This is a genomic window from Candidatus Harpocratesius sp., from assembly GCF_054039255.1.
The window spans coordinates 1-20884 of sequence record NZ_JBPLBG010000003.1 but is presented as its reverse complement, the minus strand read 5'-3'; the positions used below and the strand labels follow the sequence as shown (position 1 = coordinate 20884).

Below are 20884 nucleotides of genomic sequence, written 5' to 3'. Positions count from 1 at the left end.
CTAAATTAGATTGTAGGTTGCAACTAAACTCCCTGCAGCAACAAAATTAATTGCTGCATGTGCTAACATTGGCACTGTGATATTTTTTGTTTTTACATACCAAAATGCTTGAGAAAACCCACCAAGAATAGTAATGGAATAAGTTGCAAAATTTGTGAGATAGCGCCCATGAGCAAAAACAAATAGCATTCCAGAGATAAGCACACAAATTACATTAATCGGGAGTAAATCAGAATTATTTTTAACTTTCATTCCATTTTTTTCATAAATGAATACTAATAACCCTTGTATGAACATGATAAGCGCGCCTCGATAGATTAATTCCTCAATTTCACCTCCTGTGATGAAAAAGAAATATACTTGCACCGCGGTGACTTGAAAGATGGTTTCGCTAAGTGCCATGATTATAAGTTGAATTCCAAAGTAGCAAGCAATACAAAGCACATACAAGAGAATATCTTCTGGATCAAATTGATTCCCAATAATGGGCTGTTTTTTTCCTTTTTTTGATTGAAATATTAGGCGTGAGACAAACATTATCATTAACGCTGCTGTTCCACGTAAGACATAACTTAGCGAATCTGGCGCAATTGGAGAAAAATCTGGATCCATTAAAAACACTGAATACAAAATCAATTGCGCTCCGATTGCAATTAGGCCAATAAATAATCCTATTATATCAATAGGATTATCATTTAACAGTAGTTGTTTTTTCTTCATATTTATCTTCTCGATCTGATTAGATCTACAGGATTTGCTGAAGATCCGACTTTTTTAGATTTTATAGAAGTGTTATATTTTATTATATCGATATTTTGCATTTTACGATAATTTCGGATGAATACAATAGCAAATGCAGCAATAAACATTATACTCCATAACACATCTATCGCTGTGATACCTGACACGTATAATTCTTCGTTTTGATATGCTTCTTCGTAAATTCCAAAGCTTATGGTCTTATTACTTGGAAGGGGTTCCCAATCGGATAGATATTCATTCGATGAAATGGATTTGATTCGATAAAAAACTCCATCATTCAAAATTGCTTGATTGATTGTCTCTTGCGCACCGATCTGGAGTTTTTTAATTTCGTCTCCATATCGAAAAAGAATTTCCAAGCTTTCATTTCGATAATTGTTTAAGATGGTATATAGATCAGTTTGAGCGCGCACAGCATCAGCATCCCAACTCCAAGTTAAATTTTCTGAGAAGAGAGTGTTTACATATATCGCAGTCAGTTCAGGGTTCTCTCGAATGTAGAATGTGAGATTGCCCATGATCGTATTATTCACTAAACCGAGAGTCGTTGATAGATCAGAGACAGCAGTATAAATTGAGTTATTGATGAGAAAAACACTTTGTTCTAAGTTTGCTATCGCAGAATTTATCGAATTGTTCACTAACGCTAAGTTTGTGAGGATTCCAACATAGGCATTTTGTATTGAACTATTAACTATGGATAGATCATTTGATAGAGAAATAACTAACATGGAAATCGAATCGTTAATATTTGTTATTGAGGTTTCCATCGAGAGAAATTGCGAGTCAATGCTTGAATTGAGATTTATTAACGAAGTATTTGTAAAACTGTAAAAAGTGTTAAGATCAGACTGTAAATTACTCAATTGGGCTTCAATTGAAAGTAATTGATTTCCAATCGTAGAATTTATGTTATCAAGATTAATCTCTATATTTATAATCTGATTGGAAATATTTGTTTGAGTATTGCAAATCGAGATGTTTACAGCAGTTATCTGATTCCCAATAGTAGAATTGACGTTTGCAATATTTTGAATTACATTTGCAATAATATTATTTGATGAGAGAAGAAGTATATCATCTCCATTTAAAGTATATGATAGTTGTAAACTTGAACTATTCTCATTCGATTCGATTTCTACTACGTAATATCCTGCTAACAATTTGTATTCGGCGATCTCACCAGGTGCCAACCATTCTGACCAGTATTCAAAAGTGCCATAGTAGTTGGGATCACGAGTAATATTCACGAAATTGAACACCTCTTGCTGATTGTAGATCTTCAGACTATGAAGCGTTAACTGAATATTTATAAAATTACTCGTTCGCTGCACTGTGTAGACTGTAGAAGTAATAAAATAGCCGAATCGATCATAGATCGAAATATTCCACATTGAACCTAATTCTGCATTAAAATAATTCCGATATAGTGCAGTTCCATTGCGATAAATCCGATAATTTTCCCAATTTAAATAATTACTTCGTTGATCCGCCAGACTAATGAAGCAAGTTTCTAAATTTAGTGGATTGTATTCGAATCGATTATCTGCAAAACTGTAACTCGTCGATTCTAATAAATTATTGTACAAATCCCGAATAAGAATGAAATTTGAAGCGGTATATGCAGCTACCAGTTCCGAATAAGGATTTATAAAATACGATGTGTTTTCAAAGAGATAAAATGGAATATCAGCATCAAACCATAGTTCTTCAGTATTATTGATGTAATAAGCGCGATACAAATTCGCTAAATCAGTTGATATATCGACAGAATCAAGATATATTTCGTAATGAGTTGAAAAAGTAATATGATCAACAAATAAAACAGGATATTCAAAAGAAGCAATCAGTTCTAAATTCTGATAGATTGAAATTGTTGTTAAGTTAAATTGAATGGAATAAAAATTCCATCCATCAGAGATATTAGAATAAATTGAATAAAATGAACCATTATCTGATATTAAAATATCGCTATCAAATATCAATGACAGTGAATTGAGAGATACCGAACAATTATTATTATTATTTAACCAAAAAGCCACAAAGCCTGAACTAAAATTATCAAAATTATCCAACTCAAAGATTGCTTGACTTCCATAAGAATAATAGTTTAAAAGCGCTTCGTTTACAGAATCGCCCCAATATAATCCATCGATATATGTATTTAATCCAGGTTTCCCCACTATTTCTAAAAGATAAGGATATGGATCATCGAAATAAAAACTATTAGTTTCATACAACTCGTTATTAATATAATAGTAATATGTTTGAGAAGTTTCATTAAAAACAACCATTTGAAATTCCCAAACACTTCCAACCTTTGCTTCTCCTTGGAAAATATAGTTACCTTCCGTCCCTTTGACATAATAATCACATGTATATTGATTTGCATGAATCCAAAAACTTAATACGGTTATATTGTTCGTAGTTTCAAGAAAAGTCGATGAATACACATGCTGAGTCGAATCTGTATGTCCTAAAACATGATTTCTGCCATCTATCCCATCATAATAATACCATGAATTCTTTTCTGGTAAATCTTGAGTATTATATCCCCAGGAATAATTGCCAAAAGAAGTATTACTCATTTTCAACGCTTTAAAATGTCTCTGATAAAGATCTACCACTGATATATTTCCCACATATTCATCCACTCCCGAACCTAAGGAACCTTCTGAATCTGCTGTAAAACTGTATCGCCCTTGATAGTGCATATTTTCAATTAAAGTAATGTTGATCGGTTCAGGAGCATTATTTTGAATATAAACGACATCCAGCGTGATATTATAAAGAGTTATATTCGAAATATAAATTGTAAAATGGTTAATTAACCGGTTTTCTTTATCAAAAACTTGGAAAGACACATTCGAGTATTGGTGTGCGGTGAAAATTGGCAGTTCCATTAAATGATACTCATTATTTTGCAAGATGTATGTATCTACATAATTAAAATCAATTTTTTTCTCATTTTGATCTTCATAGGCAAGGTAACAAGTTACTTCTGGATTTGGAGTAAAAATAACTTCATGCTCATTCTCTTGTAGCGCTTGATATTCTAACGTGTTGTCATATAGGTCGCTAATGCGCACTAAATAATTGTTTTGATTATATGCACAAATTTCTTGAGAATATGGAAAAACTAATTCAGAAATACTGTAACTTAATGGTAATGAATATTCAATAATATTTTCTAGCGTTGAGATTCCTGGAAAATAATTTTCATCCCAACTAAAACTAATTGAATCAATATAAACTTGAAATTCAGAAGAAGTAGTCCACGTACGAAATTGAATATAATTTAATGTCGTTGCTATATTTACAAATGTAGCTTCAGATTTGATTAATACATTGTTAAGATATATATCGTAAGTATCAGTTGAACAATCAAAATCTATTTTAAGATGATACCATTGATTAGCACTAATAGGAACAAGAGAATAAGTTGTTCCGTTATAATATTTAAGATAGCCACTTTCAAAAAAAATAATTGGAGACGGCGCGGAATTTTGATTCATTAATTTGAATAGTTCAGCCTTTTGAATTACATCTACTGAATAAAAAGAAAACTCAACTTGACCGAATATTTGACCTGAAAACGATTCAGAAATTTGACATAAATTTGTTGAACTTTGATCATTTAATAACATTACATTTTTGTGTTCGCTTATTTCGTTAATGATAGAAACATTACAATCTACTCCACTTGAATCGACCCAGTCATCTATTATATATCTATTAGTATTAGAAATATATCCATCCCAACTGAACCCGATAGCATCAAAATACATATTTGTTCTATATGTTGTTGCGTATCCTCCAAAATATATAGCATTTATTGATGTAGCGACACGGTTATTATGAAAATTTTTATCCGTTATCACTGAAGTTCCTTCTGCCCACGCCGAGTAGGTATCGGTTGAACAATTAAATATAATTTTAACATGAGGGAAATCAGTAGTTATTGTATGTGAAACATACTTGCTAACTCCTGGACCATAACCGTAATAAAAGCGAACCTCTGTTGGCGATATTATTATGTTTATAACTGGAGATCCATATTCATTTATGAATTGAATTATGCTCCATTCATCTGTTTCCACTACAAAAAGTTCAACAGTTCCATTTGTTTGTCCGTTAAATCCTAATCTATCACGTTTTGCCGTAGAATTTCCTTCAATAATATGATAGACATTTTTATGCCTATTTTTTTCTGATATTACTTCTGAAGTATCACAGTATAATGTAAAATCACTTAGATCTGGGTCTTCGGCGGTGCCCCACTGCACTACTCCAGTTTTATCGACATTTTGGTCTGCGTTGCTTTTTTTATAATCATAATTTGAAAATATATCTTGTTCTGCTGTACCCCAATCTACAGTTTTTTGATAATAATTTGATTCCCAACTCGGAAATGCATCCCAACACCATAGATCTTTAGAATAATTTAGATTATAACTTGCGTGTAAGACAAATCCACTACTCCAATTATAGTCAATAGCATCAATCCATAGTTTACCATTCCACAACGGCATGAATTGTAGACAATAAACAGTCGCACAAAAATTCAGTGAATTTAATAATTGAGTATTTCGATAAAAAGAAATTTTATAATTGTCCCAAATTAAAGTATAATGTTCCCAAACGTTCATATTGTATGAACCTAAAAATACATAATCTGATCCATTCCAAATATTAATATGAGTCGTATTAAAATACAAAGATATATTTCCTGTGTAAACGTATGAAGCATTTACACTTTGATATTGCCACCATTCAATAATTCCTGTATTTTTACTGCTAAATTTTTGTCCAAATCCGGAATCTGGAATTTGATTATTACTTATAACATAATTATTCCAACTAAATCCTATGGCATCAACGTAAAATTTATAACCAGACATTGAAGCATGTGTAAACAATTTAAAAACGTCAAATGTAGTTGGAGTTCCTTGATAGTTATACGGTCCATATGTCACCCCATTGATTTCTACAGTCCACGTACTTGCACAGTCAAACGTAATCGAGATATGATACCAATGATTTGATGACGCTGCTGTTATTGTATTATATGTTCCATCATAATACTTGAAATAACCGCTATCTGTAAAGAAAATCAGTCTATCCGCTTCAGAACCATCGCATAATTCAATATGTCCTCTGTAAGTCGAATCTGTTATTCTAATCCAACATTCAATTATTCCTGACGATCTCGAAATCGATTTAGTAATTATACCTGCATAAATTGTATTTTGATCGTCAATCTCTATTATATTTTTATGTTTATCTATCTCATTTACAATTGAAACATTACAATCTACTCCACTTGAATCGACCCAATCGTCAATATATCTATAATAATTAGAACTAGAAATATATCCATCCCAACTGAATCCTAATGCGTCTATATACCACGAATATCCGCTACTCAAGTCATGAGTATAAAATGTTAATTTGTTAAGATAATCTAACAGTAATGAACCACTTGAATAATTATACGGTCCGTAGGATATTCCGTTAATTTTTATAGTCCATCCAGATGTTGCTGTAAATGTTAATGATATAAAATATAACGTATTTGATAAATAAGGGGTAATTTCATGTGAAGATCCATCATAATAATAAAATTTACCAGATGCAACATATAGATAAAGACTTGTACTCCCAAAAATTCTTAATTCTCCATATTTACTGTTATCTGTAGACATCCATAAATATTCAATAGTTCCGCTAGATTGACTGTTGAATTTACGCGAAATATATGTTTTATCAGTCGCACTTTGATCTTCAAGTTTTATTATATTATTATGTCCTTGTATCTCGTCTATAATTGAAACAGTACAATCTACTCCACTTTCATCAAGCCAACCTGCTACGAGTTTGTTATCACTAGTAGTGTAGCCATCTGCTACATTCCCTATTGCATCAATATAAAATTTTTTACTATTATATGTAGAAGAATAAAACCAAATATCATCTACTCCATCAGTTGAATTATTATTATAATTATATGGACCGTACGTTGTTCCGCTAAATGTAACAGTAAATTGGTTATTTGTATCATCTAATTCAATTTTTAAATGTGTAAATGTATTATCTGCAGTCAGAAAATCGCTAGAGATTAAATTCCATGCTCCTCCATATCTATATTCAAGATCATTCCAGCGCATTAGGAGCCGCACTACGTCTGTAGTTCCTTCACGTAGTGCAAAATGTACATCAGTCCCATTTGTAATATCTTCTTTAGCAATAAAAATTTCAAAAATATTGTTTAGTTGCTGAGTCACAAATCTGTCAATATAATGTGGAGATCCGTCTCCGTTGATTACCATAACATTTTTATGATTATTGACTTCTGAATTAATACTAAGAACAGAATCTGCATCAGTCCAATCTGATAAATCTGAGCTCGCTGCGGTGCCCCACTGCACCACGCCAGTTTTATCAATTGTTTGTAAATAATCACTCTTCTTATAATCGTATGAAGAAAATATATCATTAGCAGCTGTACCCCACTGTACAACGCCTGTTTTTTCACCGACGTCGTCAAATTTATAATCGTACGGTTCATTCCATGTTGAAGTCCATTGCTGAACACCGACTTTTGGTTCAGAGAACTGCGTCTTATAATCATATGCTGTGGCATTGTATCCTTCAGTATATATAACTTTATTATGATTTTCATATTCATTTTGTAAGTAAGTCAAGCCTTCAGAAGAATAGTTAAGATTAGTCGGACGTGTATTTGGAGTTTCTAAATCCCAAGACATTCCAGATGATTGATAATGCCCATTTTCAATAAGAGAAATATTGATAGGTTCATTTGCGTTATTTGTGATTTTTACAGTGTCGAGAGCAAGATTGCGTGTGGGACGGAATAGAACTTGTGAAGAATCTTCATAAATTAAATCATATCCATGATATACTCTTAGTTTATACATTGGATGATGAAGGATCAGATTTTCCGGCACAACCCCGATCCATGCATTTGAACTGTAATCATAGATTTGCAAATTTAACTCAGACAACGAATAATGAGAATTAATGGTTAGAATTTGATGCAGATCATAAGATAATTGAATATCTTGAGAAAGAATATTATCAACATAATTTGAATCATTATATATACTCCATGATGTATTTGCAACGCAATTGGTATCGGAAGATAATGAATAATCTAATGAATTTGAATTATTTACGAGAAGATCTTGTGATGAGATCGAGCATGTAAAATGGATTGTATTTTGTATCAGATTTGATTGTGAAGAAGAATAACTTGAAACTGAAACATTTTTTTCTGTCGGTATATCTGAATGATTGCTTACATCGTATATCGAGTCAAAATTTAATAAATCAAATATAAATATATTGTAGATTCCCGCAATATCCGAACCACTTAAAGATCCCGTTATCTCCCAATTAATGAGAGAAGATCCTGGTGTATTAGATAAATGAATGTGGCTAAGAGTAATGGAAGATGGATCCGCTGCACCTTGAGGATCAATAAGAGTTATTTCAGAATACATATTTGATTGAGGAGAGAGAAAATTAACCGAAAAGAAAAAAAGTAGAATGAACGAAGAAATGATTCTGTGCTGCTTATTCATGATACAACCCCGCCTTTTTCAGATATTTGATATTTTCATTTTTACAAAATTGCATAAGTTCGCCGTAACTTCCAAAAAGAGGAAGGAATACGGCGCGATTTGTCTTTCGATTGAATATTAATTGCCAGAAATAAAATACTCTTTCTTTAATTATTGTGAATGCTGTGATTGTTGCACTTTTTTTTCTTTTCCGAATGTGATAATGTAAATTCATGTTGAATCACTCCTATTGAGTATAATTCTTTTAGCACAGGATTCAATCGAAAGATGATCTTGTAAAGATCTTGTTCCATCAGATTTCGCCTGTATTTGTGAAGAGAAAAAAATTAAGCATTGCTATTATAGTAAAATTCCAAAATGGTTGTGATGGTCATTTCATCAGTGTCGAATCCCGAGACTTGTACATCTTGAATTATGATATCCTTATTTAATTGAAGATCCCCATCAACATAGATTCTGAAATCGCCATGGAGCATGAGCGGTTCACACGGATCCGCTATCACACCTACCTTGAAATAGTAAGAGTCATACTCAACAGCATAATGATTGAACGCAGTTTCATAGGAAAAGTGATATACAAATTGGACGGTAATAATCTGATCTATGTAATCTTCAGATAGAACCTCATATTCTACACTATCAACGTTAATTGCGGACTCATAGTTATAGAAATTGTAATCAAACTCATACGTATATTCGGGGGGTAACTCATAAGATATCCAGACAATTAATCTGATGTCAAAATCACCAGTTTCACTGTTAAATTCTGTAGAATCAACATGAGAAGATGCAAAATTCATTCTCGCAATTTTGTATTCTTGTTCATTATAAGTGAGTATAAAATTAGAATTATATTCGAGTAAGAAAAGGCTCGTGTCAAACCACAAGTGCATTGTAGTTCCAACAAATTGAATAGATATACTCTCTAAAGTATATTCGCTCTCGTATTTTCCTGAAATATCTATACTAAACTCGATATTTGGTAAATCAGGATATTCGGCATAAAATTCCGACTGAATTGACTCAAATTCGATTTCATCATAATTCGATGGTAAATTTTGTAGATTTCCTACTTGTACGTCTAATTGCCAAGGAGTGGTTTCAGACTGAATAGTCTCAAAGTTGCTTATATTGAGAAATGAATATAATCCAATGCCTGCGGAAAGAATGACAAAACTTATTATAATAATGTTGATTTGATTTGCTTTTTTACTCATTTTATCGCCTCCTGAAAAAAAAGGGTGCCAGTCTGATAAAGACAAATAGCGCAACTAAAACTCCAAATCCCAAAATCAACAAAATCAAAATAGTGAGAATTAATTGCCAATTAAAATCGGATGTATCTTCATATACTTCGATATCACGATCACCATAGAGCATTATGTTCCAGTAGTAATCACTCAATTGCGCTAGTGGAATGGGATGATCTGCATATCCTTCATGATAAACTAATTGCACATCACTCCTGATTTCCGCAACAACTTTAAAATGAATTTGTAGCGCATAATTTTGTACATGCCATGATACAATCCTTGATCCTAAGATTTCTTTCACTGCAGGAGAACATAGTGAAGCAACAATTCCTGCAGGTGAAGTTCCAAATATCCCTGTGTCAGTATCGATTGCTATTGTTTGCCTTGTCACACTTAGTGGTTGACGTTGAACTGTAATATCTGGGATTAATTCAATTTCAAATTGTGATCCATATACAATCCCTTGTTCAACATTATATCGACCTTGTTGAACAGTTTCTGAAAAGATCTCCCCAGTTTCCATGCCCAAATTTTCGCTAATTGTCCCTTGAACCATGTTTGTATTAACTTCTCCAAAATTGATCGCAGATAAATCCAAATTATCATCGTTGACATCTGTGATCGATACTGAATAGGTTTCGTATCCTTCGAATTGAGAATAGATGTCATCATATTGTGCAATCTCAAATGCTTCCCAATTGGTGATTGTTGTTTCTAATATAGAGCTCGTAGTACTTACAGGATATAACGAAAACCAATCGTTGTCAATCGTTTGCGAATCAAATAAAAATTCATGATTAATTTTCACATCCCCAATTGCTCCATTGCCACCTGAATTACGTGGAGGTGATGATTTAAACAAGGTCAAATCTATGTCGTTCAGATAGTCTATAAACAGTTCCAAATTGTTATGAGCTATATCTGTATAATATTCCATTAAATTCGAGAGATCGTAGTCAAAACTATGTTCCAAATCCCAAGTATAATATGTTGATGAAAATTCATATGTTGTAACTGGATCTGAATTAAAATTTTCAGATAATTTCAATATAAGCCAATTTGATCCCCAGTAAAATTCATTTGCATCAGGGTAAATATCTTCTGTAGAATAGAATGTATATAAATTTGCAACAACTTCAAATTCGACTCTTGAGCTGAATTGAACAATATCCCCTATTGTAGTTGATGCCATTGGTGTATTACTCACAATTGCTTTACCAACAATTTCTGAATGAATATCTGAATTAGGTGGAATTAATTCAAAACTATAATATTCAGGATAGAAATCAATCGGTGTTTCTCCTAATCCATTTTTTGTTTGAATTGGAATGCAAACGCAAAAGAGACAAAATAAAAGAAAAAATGATTTCTTTTTCATCTTTCTGAATCACCTTCAAATTCAAAAAGATGTCTAAATTACATAATCCCAACTTGTGAAACTGTCTGCAGTTCCATATCCGAAATCGAGTCGGGTAACTTCGAATGTAGAGCCTAATCCAGGTCCAAGATCGAAGGTAAAAGTCTGTTCACCCCATAAATTCCGGGGGATTTGATAATAAATGTATGATCCAGAGCATACTTCAATTACACCCGAATCACCACCAGTATATGCACAAAAGATAGGGCTGGTGGCCGAGACGTTAGTTGTAATTCGAATCATTAAATAGTCTTCTAACCCTTCAAAAATGCTATCTACATCAGGTGCAAAGATTTTATATCCTTGAGACGATGTTGGTTCCCCAGTCCCTTCCGGACCATCTAACGGAACGGCTCGAATCGTCCATTCGTCGTAATCTGTTTGATTAAACGAAGTGCTAAACTCGTCGGTGCTGTAAGCCAAAATAGCTACATCTTCAGTGCGATTGTAAGGCATTAAGATGTATTCCATTCCACCAACGATTTCTCCATATTCGGTTGAAATATCGCTGCCATTGAGCTTATAATAGTAGCGATAATCGTCGAAATTCAGATCGATTGTATCGCCTGAATCGCATGAAGTCCAATAGCTGTAATCAGTATATCTCAGATCTGCAAGATCGGACGCAGTCATGCTTTCAATGTTGACTCGATAGATGTAGATATTATGTTCGTCATTATCTAATTCCTCGCTCGCTCCATGCAGATATACGAGAAATTTGACTTCATCGTCGTCTAAACCTGAAGTGTTATTCAATCCAACAATAGTAGGGGTGAAATTTTCATTTTCTAACTGTGATTGGATATAATTATATCCAGCATATCCACCGAAGCCTATTCCACCGAGAAGTGCCACAATAATTAGGCCTTGAACTACAGGGTTTCGAATAAAATTTTTAGAATTATTTCCCAATCTGATTCCTCCGGAGATTGTTTATAAAAAAACAACAGTAAATACTAATTCATTCTATTACTAACCATATTAATTAGTATATACTGTAATTAATTATTATATATCATATAGGATATTTAAATAATAACTCTGTTGCACAAAATTGACAAGAAGAGAAACAAATTTGATTTATAAATCGCGATGGGTATGTGAGAAATTGTCAAATTTTTTATGGTTTCACAAATTTGACATAATTAGAACATGTTGATTTGTGATATCGGGATAGTATCATGATTACACGAATCCCGATGGAAGCATCTCTTTTTTACTTAATTAGAAGTGTAAATTTATAATAATATAAAAGAGTTTCTTGAAAGATGAAACAGCAGAAAAGAATTATAAAGAATTTTTTTATTAAAACCTTTGGATGTACTTTTAATTTTGGAGATTCAATGAAAATCGAAACTCTTCTAAGAAAACAGAAATATAATAAAGTGAACGATATACAATCATCAGATATAATAATAATTAATACTTGTGCTGTAAAACATGCTACAGAAACAAAAATTTTGCATTACATTTTTGATATACGAAAGCAATATCCAGATAAAAGGATGATTGTTACTGGTTGTCTTCCCCAAATTGGGAAAAAAATGCATCAGAAAATAAAATCTCAAATTCACCATGACGATCTCATTCTAAAACCTACAGAAATTCATAATATTATTCTTTCAATGGGAGAATCTTTGAAATCAGATGAAATATTATATAAACCAGAAATAATCCCTGCTCCATTTAAGAACGGAAATATAGGGATAATTCAAATTTCTGAAGGGTGCAATAATTCGTGTACTTACTGCTGTACAACGATTGCACGTGGTAAACTTATTTCCTTTAATCCAAAAATGATATTAAATCAAATAAAATCTTTATATTTAGAGGGTATAAATAATTTCTTCTTGACTAGTCAAGATTTAGGTAATTATAATTATTCTGGATATACTCTAGTTGATTTACTCACAGATATTTCTGATATTCAAGGAAACTTTCAAATTAGACTTGGAATGCTAAATCCGGATTATTTAATTGGAAAAATTGATCAATTTCTTAAAATATTTCATGACAAACGATTTTATCGATTTATTCATATACCAATTCAATCTGGAAGTAATCATATCTTGCAATTAATGAGAAGAAATTATAAAATTGAAGAAATTGAACAAATAATAAAAAAATTCAAGAAATTTGATAGTAATTTTACTTTTTCAACAGATATTATTGTAGGATTCCCATCAGAAACAATTACTGATTTTCAAGAGAGTGTTAATTTTATCAATCAATGGAAACCTTTTGTCTTAAATATTTCCAAATACTCCGCTAGACCTAACACAATAGCAAAAAAGATGAAACAACTACCTTCTCAAGAAATTAAAAGGAGATCTAAATTTTTAGACGAAATTTATAGACAATATTCCCACATATTAAGGATGAACTGGATTGGATGGAAAGGAAAGGTATTTGTTTCTGATTCTAATGATATTCGTTCTATCAATAAAGGATTTTTAACTCGGAATCTTTATAACATTCCAATTTTCATTGAATCAGGAAGAATTGGAACTGTTTCTCAAGTTAAAATTGTTAAGATCAAAGGGAATAAAATAATAGGAAAAATTACTTAAAGTAAGAAAAAAGGTTTTAAAATTTTAACATAGTGATCTCGAATAGAGTATTCAGCTATATTCATGGCATTAGATGCTGTTTTTTGTGTTAATATTGGTTTAGTTTGGAATTCTTTTGCAATTAATCTATCTGCACAATAGACAACAGTTGCAGCTAATATATACGGATTCCTTGAACCTCTTTTTTTAGCATTTAATTGTTTAAGAATATACAAGCTTTTTTTATGTAATAATCGTCGATATTCCTCTTTTTGCCATTTTGAGTTTTTAATCTTCATTCTTTTTAATATTTCTTTGCTATTGACAATATCATTTATAAATCGACTAATAAAGTCTTCACTTTGGTGAGGTTTTATTCTAATTTCAATGAAATTTTGATAATGTAAATAATCTCTTATAATTAATTTTGGATTGATACGATGTCCCAATAGAGAAAAAATCTTGCATAATTCTTTTAAACTAACTGGGGAATGTGATTTATTTTCTTTAGATGCTTGAAAAATACAGAAACCAATAAGAGAAACGTGATTTACAATATTTGGGGCTTTTTTCTTGATTTCATGGTACAAATATGCCGCTCTATTCTTTACAAGTGTTGAAATATTAAGATATTCACAAATTTGTGTTAGAATTTTTAAAATTCTATAATCTGTTTCATGATTTTTAATTTTCGAAGATAGAGAATAAAATTTCTTTAGTTTTGAAAATTTTTTTTGTTTTTCGGCAGGAATTAATTTCTTTTTGTAGTCATAGAATGTATATTTTGAAAAATAATCAATATGGCTTCCCAAAGTGCAAATATTATCTACTGTATTGCCAATAGAAACAAATTGGGTGCTAGAACACGAGCTGCAATCATTATTTTCATTTATTTGATAACTATTAATGAAGGAAATCGAATTAATTACTAATCCACAATTCTGACAAACAATTTCAAATCCATTGTTTATAAGGGTCCCACCACATTCAGGACACAATTTATTTATGGAAAAATTGTAGGTGTTTATTATTTCTGAAGTCATAGGTTAAAGAAAAAATCAAATTCAAAAGTTATATGATTTTTTAAGTATTTTATTGTTATTAAAAAAACGATAGTTTCATTTAGATAGTTAAAAGCTTAGATTAGGGAGACTTAACTGAAAATAGAATGTTTAAGTACACTACATCTTTTCTTTTTAATAGCAATGTCGGACTATTTATCTGTATTTTAAATAAAACAAATATATAAAATGTTAAAAAACCCAACTATTTTTAATTACACTATAATGCAAAATTGTTTAGTATACAATTTAAAAAAAAAAAAAAAACTAATATATCGAGGATTTACAGTAGAATATTTCCATTTTTTCAATAAAATTGAACGTTATATAAAAAAGTACTTGGTTACGCAAAGAATATACTATATTTTTTACTTTTCTCCTTTAAATAATAAATTAATTTTGTGGATATTTTCACGAAATTATAATATTATAGAATTTAATTTAATTGTCAATGAGTTTTTTTCAGATTTTTCAATTTCATTAAAAAACATATCTCAAGATTTAATAAAAAAATCATTTTTTATTAATTCCTTTATACAATCTCCTGAAATTGAAATTATAGATAATTTTGCTGATGAAAATTTCAAACTTGTAGATCAAAATTCAAAATCATTATTTATCTTCAAAATTTCAGTCAAAACAAAAGCAAATCCATCAGAATACAATAATGGGTTAAAAAAATTCTTTGAATATACAAATACTGCAAAAATTCAGACTCTCATTCAAATAAAATCAAAAAATGTTTATCTTCAGAAAATAACAATTTTAATTTTTTTTAAAACTCTTACTGAAAAAAAAACTCTTGAAGGATATATAAAATCACTTAAAATATCTGATTTTCTTTTACTGCATAAATTAAGATTAAAAGACTTTAAAAGAATGATCTCAAAAAAACTAGTTACCCACCAAAATCAATTTCGCATAGATGAAATTTTTCCATCTTTCGCTTTAAAATTAGAAGAAAAAACCTTGCAATCGGGTAATTATAATAATACTTTAACTTTGATTAAAGAAATACTTCGAAATCCCTTGAAAGTAGTAAAAATTTCAGATTATTTAATTGCAGATCGTCAGAGTCAATTTATTTTTATTTTAGATGATAAAACTCTTTTAAAATTAACTCAATCTCTCCTTAAATATTATCCTAATTGTACACAGTTTCTAATTATATCTTCTAATTTTGAATTAATTCAAATCTTAAAAAATAGAACTTCAGTTAAAAAATTATCAAGATTATCTCTACTTTTTTATGAAAATCTTCAAGATTTAATGCAAACAATTTCACAAAAGATTAAGCAAGATCAAAAATCTAACAAGCCTCCTTTATTGATAATTAATTAAATATAAATATTATAGTAATTTATTTTTTAATGATCGTGGGGATCTAGGCAATCCCTTGAAACTCTATATAGAGTGGAGCCGTGCCTATAACGGACTGAGAAAATTTCGAAAGAATATGATTTTAGTTAAAAATATTACCTTACTAACCAATGATACACTCCCTATTTGAGATGAGCTATGGTAAAGTCATTTTTGTAGGAAAATGATAATTACCTTAAAGAACAAAATCGGCCAGGCCAGGGATGGAGCAACCGTAAGTTCAATAGCTTATGCACAAGTTGTGGGGTGTTAAGGTCCAAGGTTATAGATTTAATTAAATAATTATTCCTGAAAAATTGATCACTCATATATTAATTGAAAAATAACTAATAATAAATTTAAAATAAGTAAAATAACGATTCCAATAAATGATATATTTATTATTTGGTAAATTTCATTCATTTCCTTCAATACTAATCTATTTATACTTGCTTGTATTGGCATATTGTTGATTAGTTTTATCATTTCCAAATTAATAATTCGCTTAATTTTTACAATTTTAAGAACCATATATTCTATAATCACAAAAAATAAGCTTTTAATTACTATTTTTGGAATAATTTGAATAAAAAAAGATAGAAAAAACACAAATATGCAAGTTATAACATAAATTGAAAATAAACTTATTAAAAAACTATATGTGTTTGTATCTAGAATCATTTTAATACTACTTCACTATAATTGATGGGAAAATCATTTCTAATATATATTTAAAAGCTTCTAAAACACCCTTATTATCAATTGCAATAGTTGGGATTAACTGGACTTTTGATAAAGAATTTAAGTGAAAGTATCTATTAATTTCATCTAAACTAATTAAATTGTCTAAATCCTGCTTGTTTAAACAAATTACGATAGGTAGATTCGATATTTTTTCTTGTAAATAGAAATTTAGTTCATTCCAAGATGATAGGTTATCATTGAAATACTTCTTTTGGGAATCTACAACAAACATTATTCCATCTATTCCGTATAGGGTAGCAGGTCTTGTGGAAGCATAAAAATCTTGTCCTGTTGCAGTCAATAGTGAGATTTTTACAATCCATTCTCCTCCTTTTAATTGTAGTAATCCAAAATCAAAAAAAAGGGTTCTTCCTGTCGTTGTTTCTATTGAAGTTAGTAAATCTTCACGATTAAAAGATCTAAATAAATTTTTTAAGGTAGTTGTCTTTCCAGACATAGCACAGCCATAATAAACGATTTTAATCTGAATTTCTCTTTTTCTATAATTTATTAACATTTTTATCCCCACAAACTTTCAAATGTATCTGATAATTTTGATGTTTTTTTTAGATTTAATAATGAAAAGAAATTTGCTCCCCATTCTTTCAAGATAAATTGTAAAATCCGTTCTATAGGTGCATGTTTATAATCAATTGTTGAAAATAATACCCTGGGAGAAAGATTTGTTCTTATATTTAATGCATCTAAAATTTGAATTCTATTTAGAATATTAATAGATCTTTTACAAGCATTGAAAAAGTTTAAAATTTCTTTTTTTATTATGTTTTCTTTAATTTCTTTCTCTTCAATATCAAAATTCATAATCGATTTTTTTTCTTCTTTTGGAATTCTTCGATAATTTGTACGTTTTGAAATAATTCGCTTCATTTTTTCAATTTCCATTTCAGTCCTGTTTATCGCACTTTCATAAATCCATTTTTCAAGAGAAAGATCCAAATTTGGAAAGATATTACCGACAATTTCTGTTTTTAAGTTAATTTCATTAATTTCAAGTTTTAAAAAATAATCAACAAGTGTATACATTTTTTTATAAATTTTGATGTAATTTGCATAAGATTCTCTATCGATAATCACTCCAAATATCCAGGATTGAAAAGATGGGATGGTTTCAATAGCTTTTAATGAGGCATCAGGAAAACATAAGAATACATTTCTTTCACTATTTAAATCATTCTCTTCATATTCTCGAATCTCTAAATAATCATTTCGATCAATAAAATCAGATAAATAAATCAAATTATTTCTAAAAGGAATTAGTGATATTAATTCATTAATTATATTTTCTATGTATTCTTCTTGTTCTGATATAATTACGATTGGAATTCTATCTAATAAACATCTTAATAATAATGATACATCTTCAATTTCTGATTGACTAAAACGATTTATTAAATCCATAGTATTTCACCTTATAATGATAGTTGGTTGAAAATAGATTCAATTTTTATTGGTGGAACTATTTTCGAACTATTTTCTGAATTTTTCAAGATTTTTTCTAGTTTATTGCAATATTTTGGAATTACTAATCTTAGAAGCCCTAATTTTTGTCTGCCTTTTGCGATTTTTGCAGAAAAAATGGCTGTTTGAACTTGATTTATGAATTGGAATTCGTCAACACATTCTAATAAAATGGATGTGACATGCATTCTCTTCAATTGCCAAGCACATTTATCTGCTGTATAGAATAGAGATTGACTAAGGGTTGCTTCTTTTTCTATATTATAACTTGATCTAATTAATTTATTTTCTAAGCTGGAAAGAATAAAGCCACCTTCAAATGTAATAAATGTATTTATCAAATCAAATGTATTTTTGCTAAAATCATCTAATAAGTAATCTAGTTGATCATATGAAGATTGAGAAAAACTTAACGTAAAAATAGGAATTCGCTCCTTCTTTTCCATTTCGTCTTTATTCTCTATTGAATTAAGAAATCTCTGCATTTCTTCAGGTGAATAATGTCTTCTTGGGGGCTTAAATGAATTTTTTGATAAAATGAGACATTTTTTTATTTCAGTTAAACTAGAACGTATTTTTAAGAAAATACCGCCTAAATTTACATTAGATTTCGTTGTTATCGCAACATAAAATTCTTCATCCAAATTATGTAAGTTTTGAGCATGAATAATCTTATTGATTGTTGGTGTTCCATAATTCTTTAAAGGAGTAATTAATATTTTTGCTATTTTTCCTTCAATTAAGATGTATTTTAATTTATCTTGATGTAAATTTAATCCACAATTATAGATTGCTGAAGTTGCTGCACAGATACTAAATAATTCTTCTTTTGAAAGCCAAATACCACTATGTTGAATTGGATTTCCATCTCGTTGTGTTAAAACAACATTATCTACTCCTTTTGTAGCTTTAATAAGATCCAAATAAGATTTTATTTTCATTGTCAGTGAAATTTTTTTCACCATTTTTTATTAATATCAATATAATGAATTTTAAAAAACCCTAAAAATTCGTGAAGGATAAAAGATAAAAAAAAACGAGATTATAGTTAAAATTCAAAATAAAAAAAAAACTAAATTTTAAATACTGTTTTAGTAATCAAAGGACATTTTTTCTGAAAATTAATTTTGAAAGGCTGTACTAAAAAAATACAAACATATTCACAAAATCTGTTGTAATTTGAAACATAATTTTGAAATCACAAAATCTGTTCAATTTAATATACTAAATAAAATTGAATTTACGAATCTAAAAAATTATATCTTGATTCTATTATTTTGAAAACAAAGAAACGTTAAAATTTATTAAGGAAGAATCCCACAATCGATTTCTATAGCGACTTTCGATATGTTTAAATTAACATTTACATTGTATATTTTGTAGTTGGAGACAACTCAATCCCATATCAATCGGCGTGAATATGGATCAACGACATTTGTCACGGAGATGAAGTATTCCATTCCTTGATGATGGGAAAAATATGTAGTCCTTGAAAAAGGACTGAAGTTGTTATGCACAGATGGTCGGTAAGTAAACGACCCCCAAAAAGGAATTTAAGTTGAATAGAAGCGAGATCAAATGGAAGGATAACAAAAACCAACTCTGGTTGATCCTGCCAGATCCGACTGCTATCCGGGTAAGACTAAGCCATGCAAGTCGAATGGAGTGGCTGCACTCCATGGCATACTGCTCAGTAACAAGTGATCAACTTACCCTTTAGTGGAGTATAACCTCGGGAAACTGAGGCTAATTCTCCATAGTTGAAAATGCCTGGAATGGTTTTTCATCGAAAGATACATTGAAATGTCAATGATTCGCTAAAGGATAGGATCGCTCTCGATTATGGTTGTTGGCGAGGTAATGGCTCACCAAGCCTATGATCGATAAGGGCCGTGAGAGCGGGAGCCCTGAGATGGACACTGAGACAATGGTCCAGGCCTTACGAGGCGCAGCAGGCGCGAAACCTTTACCATGCACGAAAGTGTGATAAGGTTACCCGGAGTGCCCAGAGAAAAACTGTGGGCTGTTATAGGTGTGTAGATAACCCTATGAGAAAGGAGAGGGCAAGGCTGGTGCCAGCCGCCGCGGTAAAACCAGCTCTTCAAGTGGTCGGGACTTTTATTGGGCTTAAAGTGTCCGTAGCCGGTTTGGTAAGTTCCTGGTTAAATCTGACAGCTTAACTGTCACTTGGCTAGGAATACTGCCTTACTAGAGGGTGGGAAAGGTTTGGGGTACTCCAGGGGTAGCGGTGAAATGCGATAATCCTTGGGGGACCACCAGTGGCGAAGGCGCCAGACTGGAACACGCCTGACGGTGAGGGACGAAAGCCAGGGGAGCGAACGGGATTAGATACCCCGGTAGTCCTGGCTGTAAACGATGCGTGCTAGGTGTTGGTAGGGCTATGAGCCGTATCAGTGCCGTAGGGAAACTGTTAAGCGCGCCGCCTGGGAAGTACGCTCGCAAGAGTGAAACTTAAAGGAATTGGCGGGGGAACACAACAAGGGGTGAATTGTGCGGTTTAATTGGATCCAACACCGGGAATCTCACCAGGAGCGACAGCAGTATGAAGGTCAGTCTGAAGGGCTTACCTGACGCGCTGAGAAGAGGTGCATGGCCATCGTCAGCTCGTGCCGCGAGGTGTCCTGTTAAGTCAGGT

At 30.9% G+C, this 20884-nt stretch carries 12 protein-coding genes and 1 rRNA gene; 3 read left to right on the top strand and 10 right to left on the bottom strand.

Going from position 1 to position 20884, the window contains the following annotated elements:
- The 6 genes from ACXLDF_RS00100 to ACXLDF_RS00075 form a co-directional block, all read right to left on the bottom strand.
- Nucleotides 1–720: a CPBP family glutamic-type intramembrane protease gene (locus ACXLDF_RS00100; RefSeq protein ID WP_457556442.1), complete on the bottom strand. Its 720-nt coding sequence runs from the start codon at nucleotides 718–720 to the stop codon at nucleotides 1–3.
- 2 nt (nucleotides 721–722) lie between these two features.
- Nucleotides 723–8366: a LamG-like jellyroll fold domain-containing protein gene (locus ACXLDF_RS00095; RefSeq protein WP_457556441.1), complete on the bottom strand. Its 7644-nt coding sequence runs from the start codon at nucleotides 8364–8366 to the stop codon at nucleotides 723–725.
- On the bottom strand, nucleotides 8359–8580 hold the full coding sequence (locus ACXLDF_RS00090; RefSeq protein WP_457556440.1) for a hypothetical protein: 222 nt from the start codon (nucleotides 8578–8580) through the stop codon (nucleotides 8359–8361). Before ACXLDF_RS00090 ends, ACXLDF_RS00095 begins: the two co-directional genes overlap by 8 nt.
- 112 nt (nucleotides 8581–8692) lie before the next feature.
- Nucleotides 8693–9583, bottom strand: coding sequence for a hypothetical protein (locus ACXLDF_RS00085; RefSeq protein ID WP_457556439.1), 891 nt, complete (start codon nucleotides 9581–9583; stop codon nucleotides 8693–8695).
- Nucleotide 9584: 1 nt separating this feature from the next.
- A complete protein-coding gene (locus tag ACXLDF_RS00080) occupies nucleotides 9585–10997 on the bottom strand; it encodes a hypothetical protein (RefSeq protein WP_457556438.1) in 1413 nt (470 codons plus the stop codon).
- Between the two features lie 33 nt (nucleotides 10998–11030).
- Nucleotides 11031–11507, bottom strand: coding sequence for a hypothetical protein (locus tag ACXLDF_RS00075; protein WP_457556437.1), 477 nt, complete (start codon nucleotides 11505–11507; stop codon nucleotides 11031–11033).
- A 797-nt stretch (nucleotides 11508–12304) separates the two neighbouring features.
- Between ACXLDF_RS00075 and ACXLDF_RS00070 the strand changes: the two genes are divergently transcribed.
- A complete protein-coding gene (locus tag ACXLDF_RS00070; RefSeq protein ID WP_457556436.1) occupies nucleotides 12305–13606 on the top strand; it encodes a tRNA (N(6)-L-threonylcarbamoyladenosine(37)-C(2))-methylthiotransferase in 1302 nt (433 codons plus the stop codon).
- Here the strand turns inward: ACXLDF_RS00070 and ACXLDF_RS00065 are convergent.
- Nucleotides 13603–14628, bottom strand: coding sequence for a transcription initiation factor IIB family protein (locus tag ACXLDF_RS00065; RefSeq protein WP_457556435.1), 1026 nt, complete (start codon nucleotides 14626–14628; stop codon nucleotides 13603–13605). The two genes, ACXLDF_RS00070 and ACXLDF_RS00065, sit on opposite strands and share 4 nt — an antisense overlap.
- A gap of 417 nt (nucleotides 14629–15045) precedes the next feature.
- On the opposite strand from ACXLDF_RS00065, the gene ACXLDF_RS00060 reads away from it, so the two are divergent.
- The gene (locus ACXLDF_RS00060; RefSeq protein ID WP_457556434.1) at nucleotides 15046–15987 is read left to right on the top strand and encodes a hypothetical protein; all 942 of its coding nucleotides are present in this window, start codon (nucleotides 15046–15048) and stop codon (nucleotides 15985–15987) included.
- Between the two features lie 706 nt (nucleotides 15988–16693).
- Here ACXLDF_RS00060 and ACXLDF_RS00055 read toward each other — a convergent pair.
- From ACXLDF_RS00055 to ACXLDF_RS00045, 3 genes are read right to left on the bottom strand one after another with little or no spacing between them, the layout of a single operon-like run.
- Entirely contained in the window at nucleotides 16694–17266 is a 573-nt protein-coding gene (locus tag ACXLDF_RS00055; RefSeq protein ID WP_457556433.1) for a GTP-binding protein, read from the bottom strand.
- Nucleotides 17267–17268: 2 nt separating this feature from the next.
- Nucleotides 17269–18168 carry a hypothetical protein gene (locus tag ACXLDF_RS00050; RefSeq protein ID WP_457556432.1) on the bottom strand — a complete coding sequence of 300 codons (900 nt, stop codon included), beginning with the start codon at nucleotides 18166–18168 and terminating at the stop codon, nucleotides 17269–17271.
- A gap of 11 nt (nucleotides 18169–18179) precedes the next feature.
- On the bottom strand, nucleotides 18180–19193 hold the full coding sequence (locus ACXLDF_RS00045; protein WP_457556431.1) for a roadblock/LC7 domain-containing protein: 1014 nt from the start codon (nucleotides 19191–19193) through the stop codon (nucleotides 18180–18182).
- Nucleotides 19194–19827: 634 nt separating this feature from the next.
- Here ACXLDF_RS00045 and ACXLDF_RS00040 point away from each other — a divergent pair.
- Nucleotides 19828–20884: ribosomal RNA gene (locus ACXLDF_RS00040) — 16S ribosomal RNA — on the top strand; the annotation flags it as partial.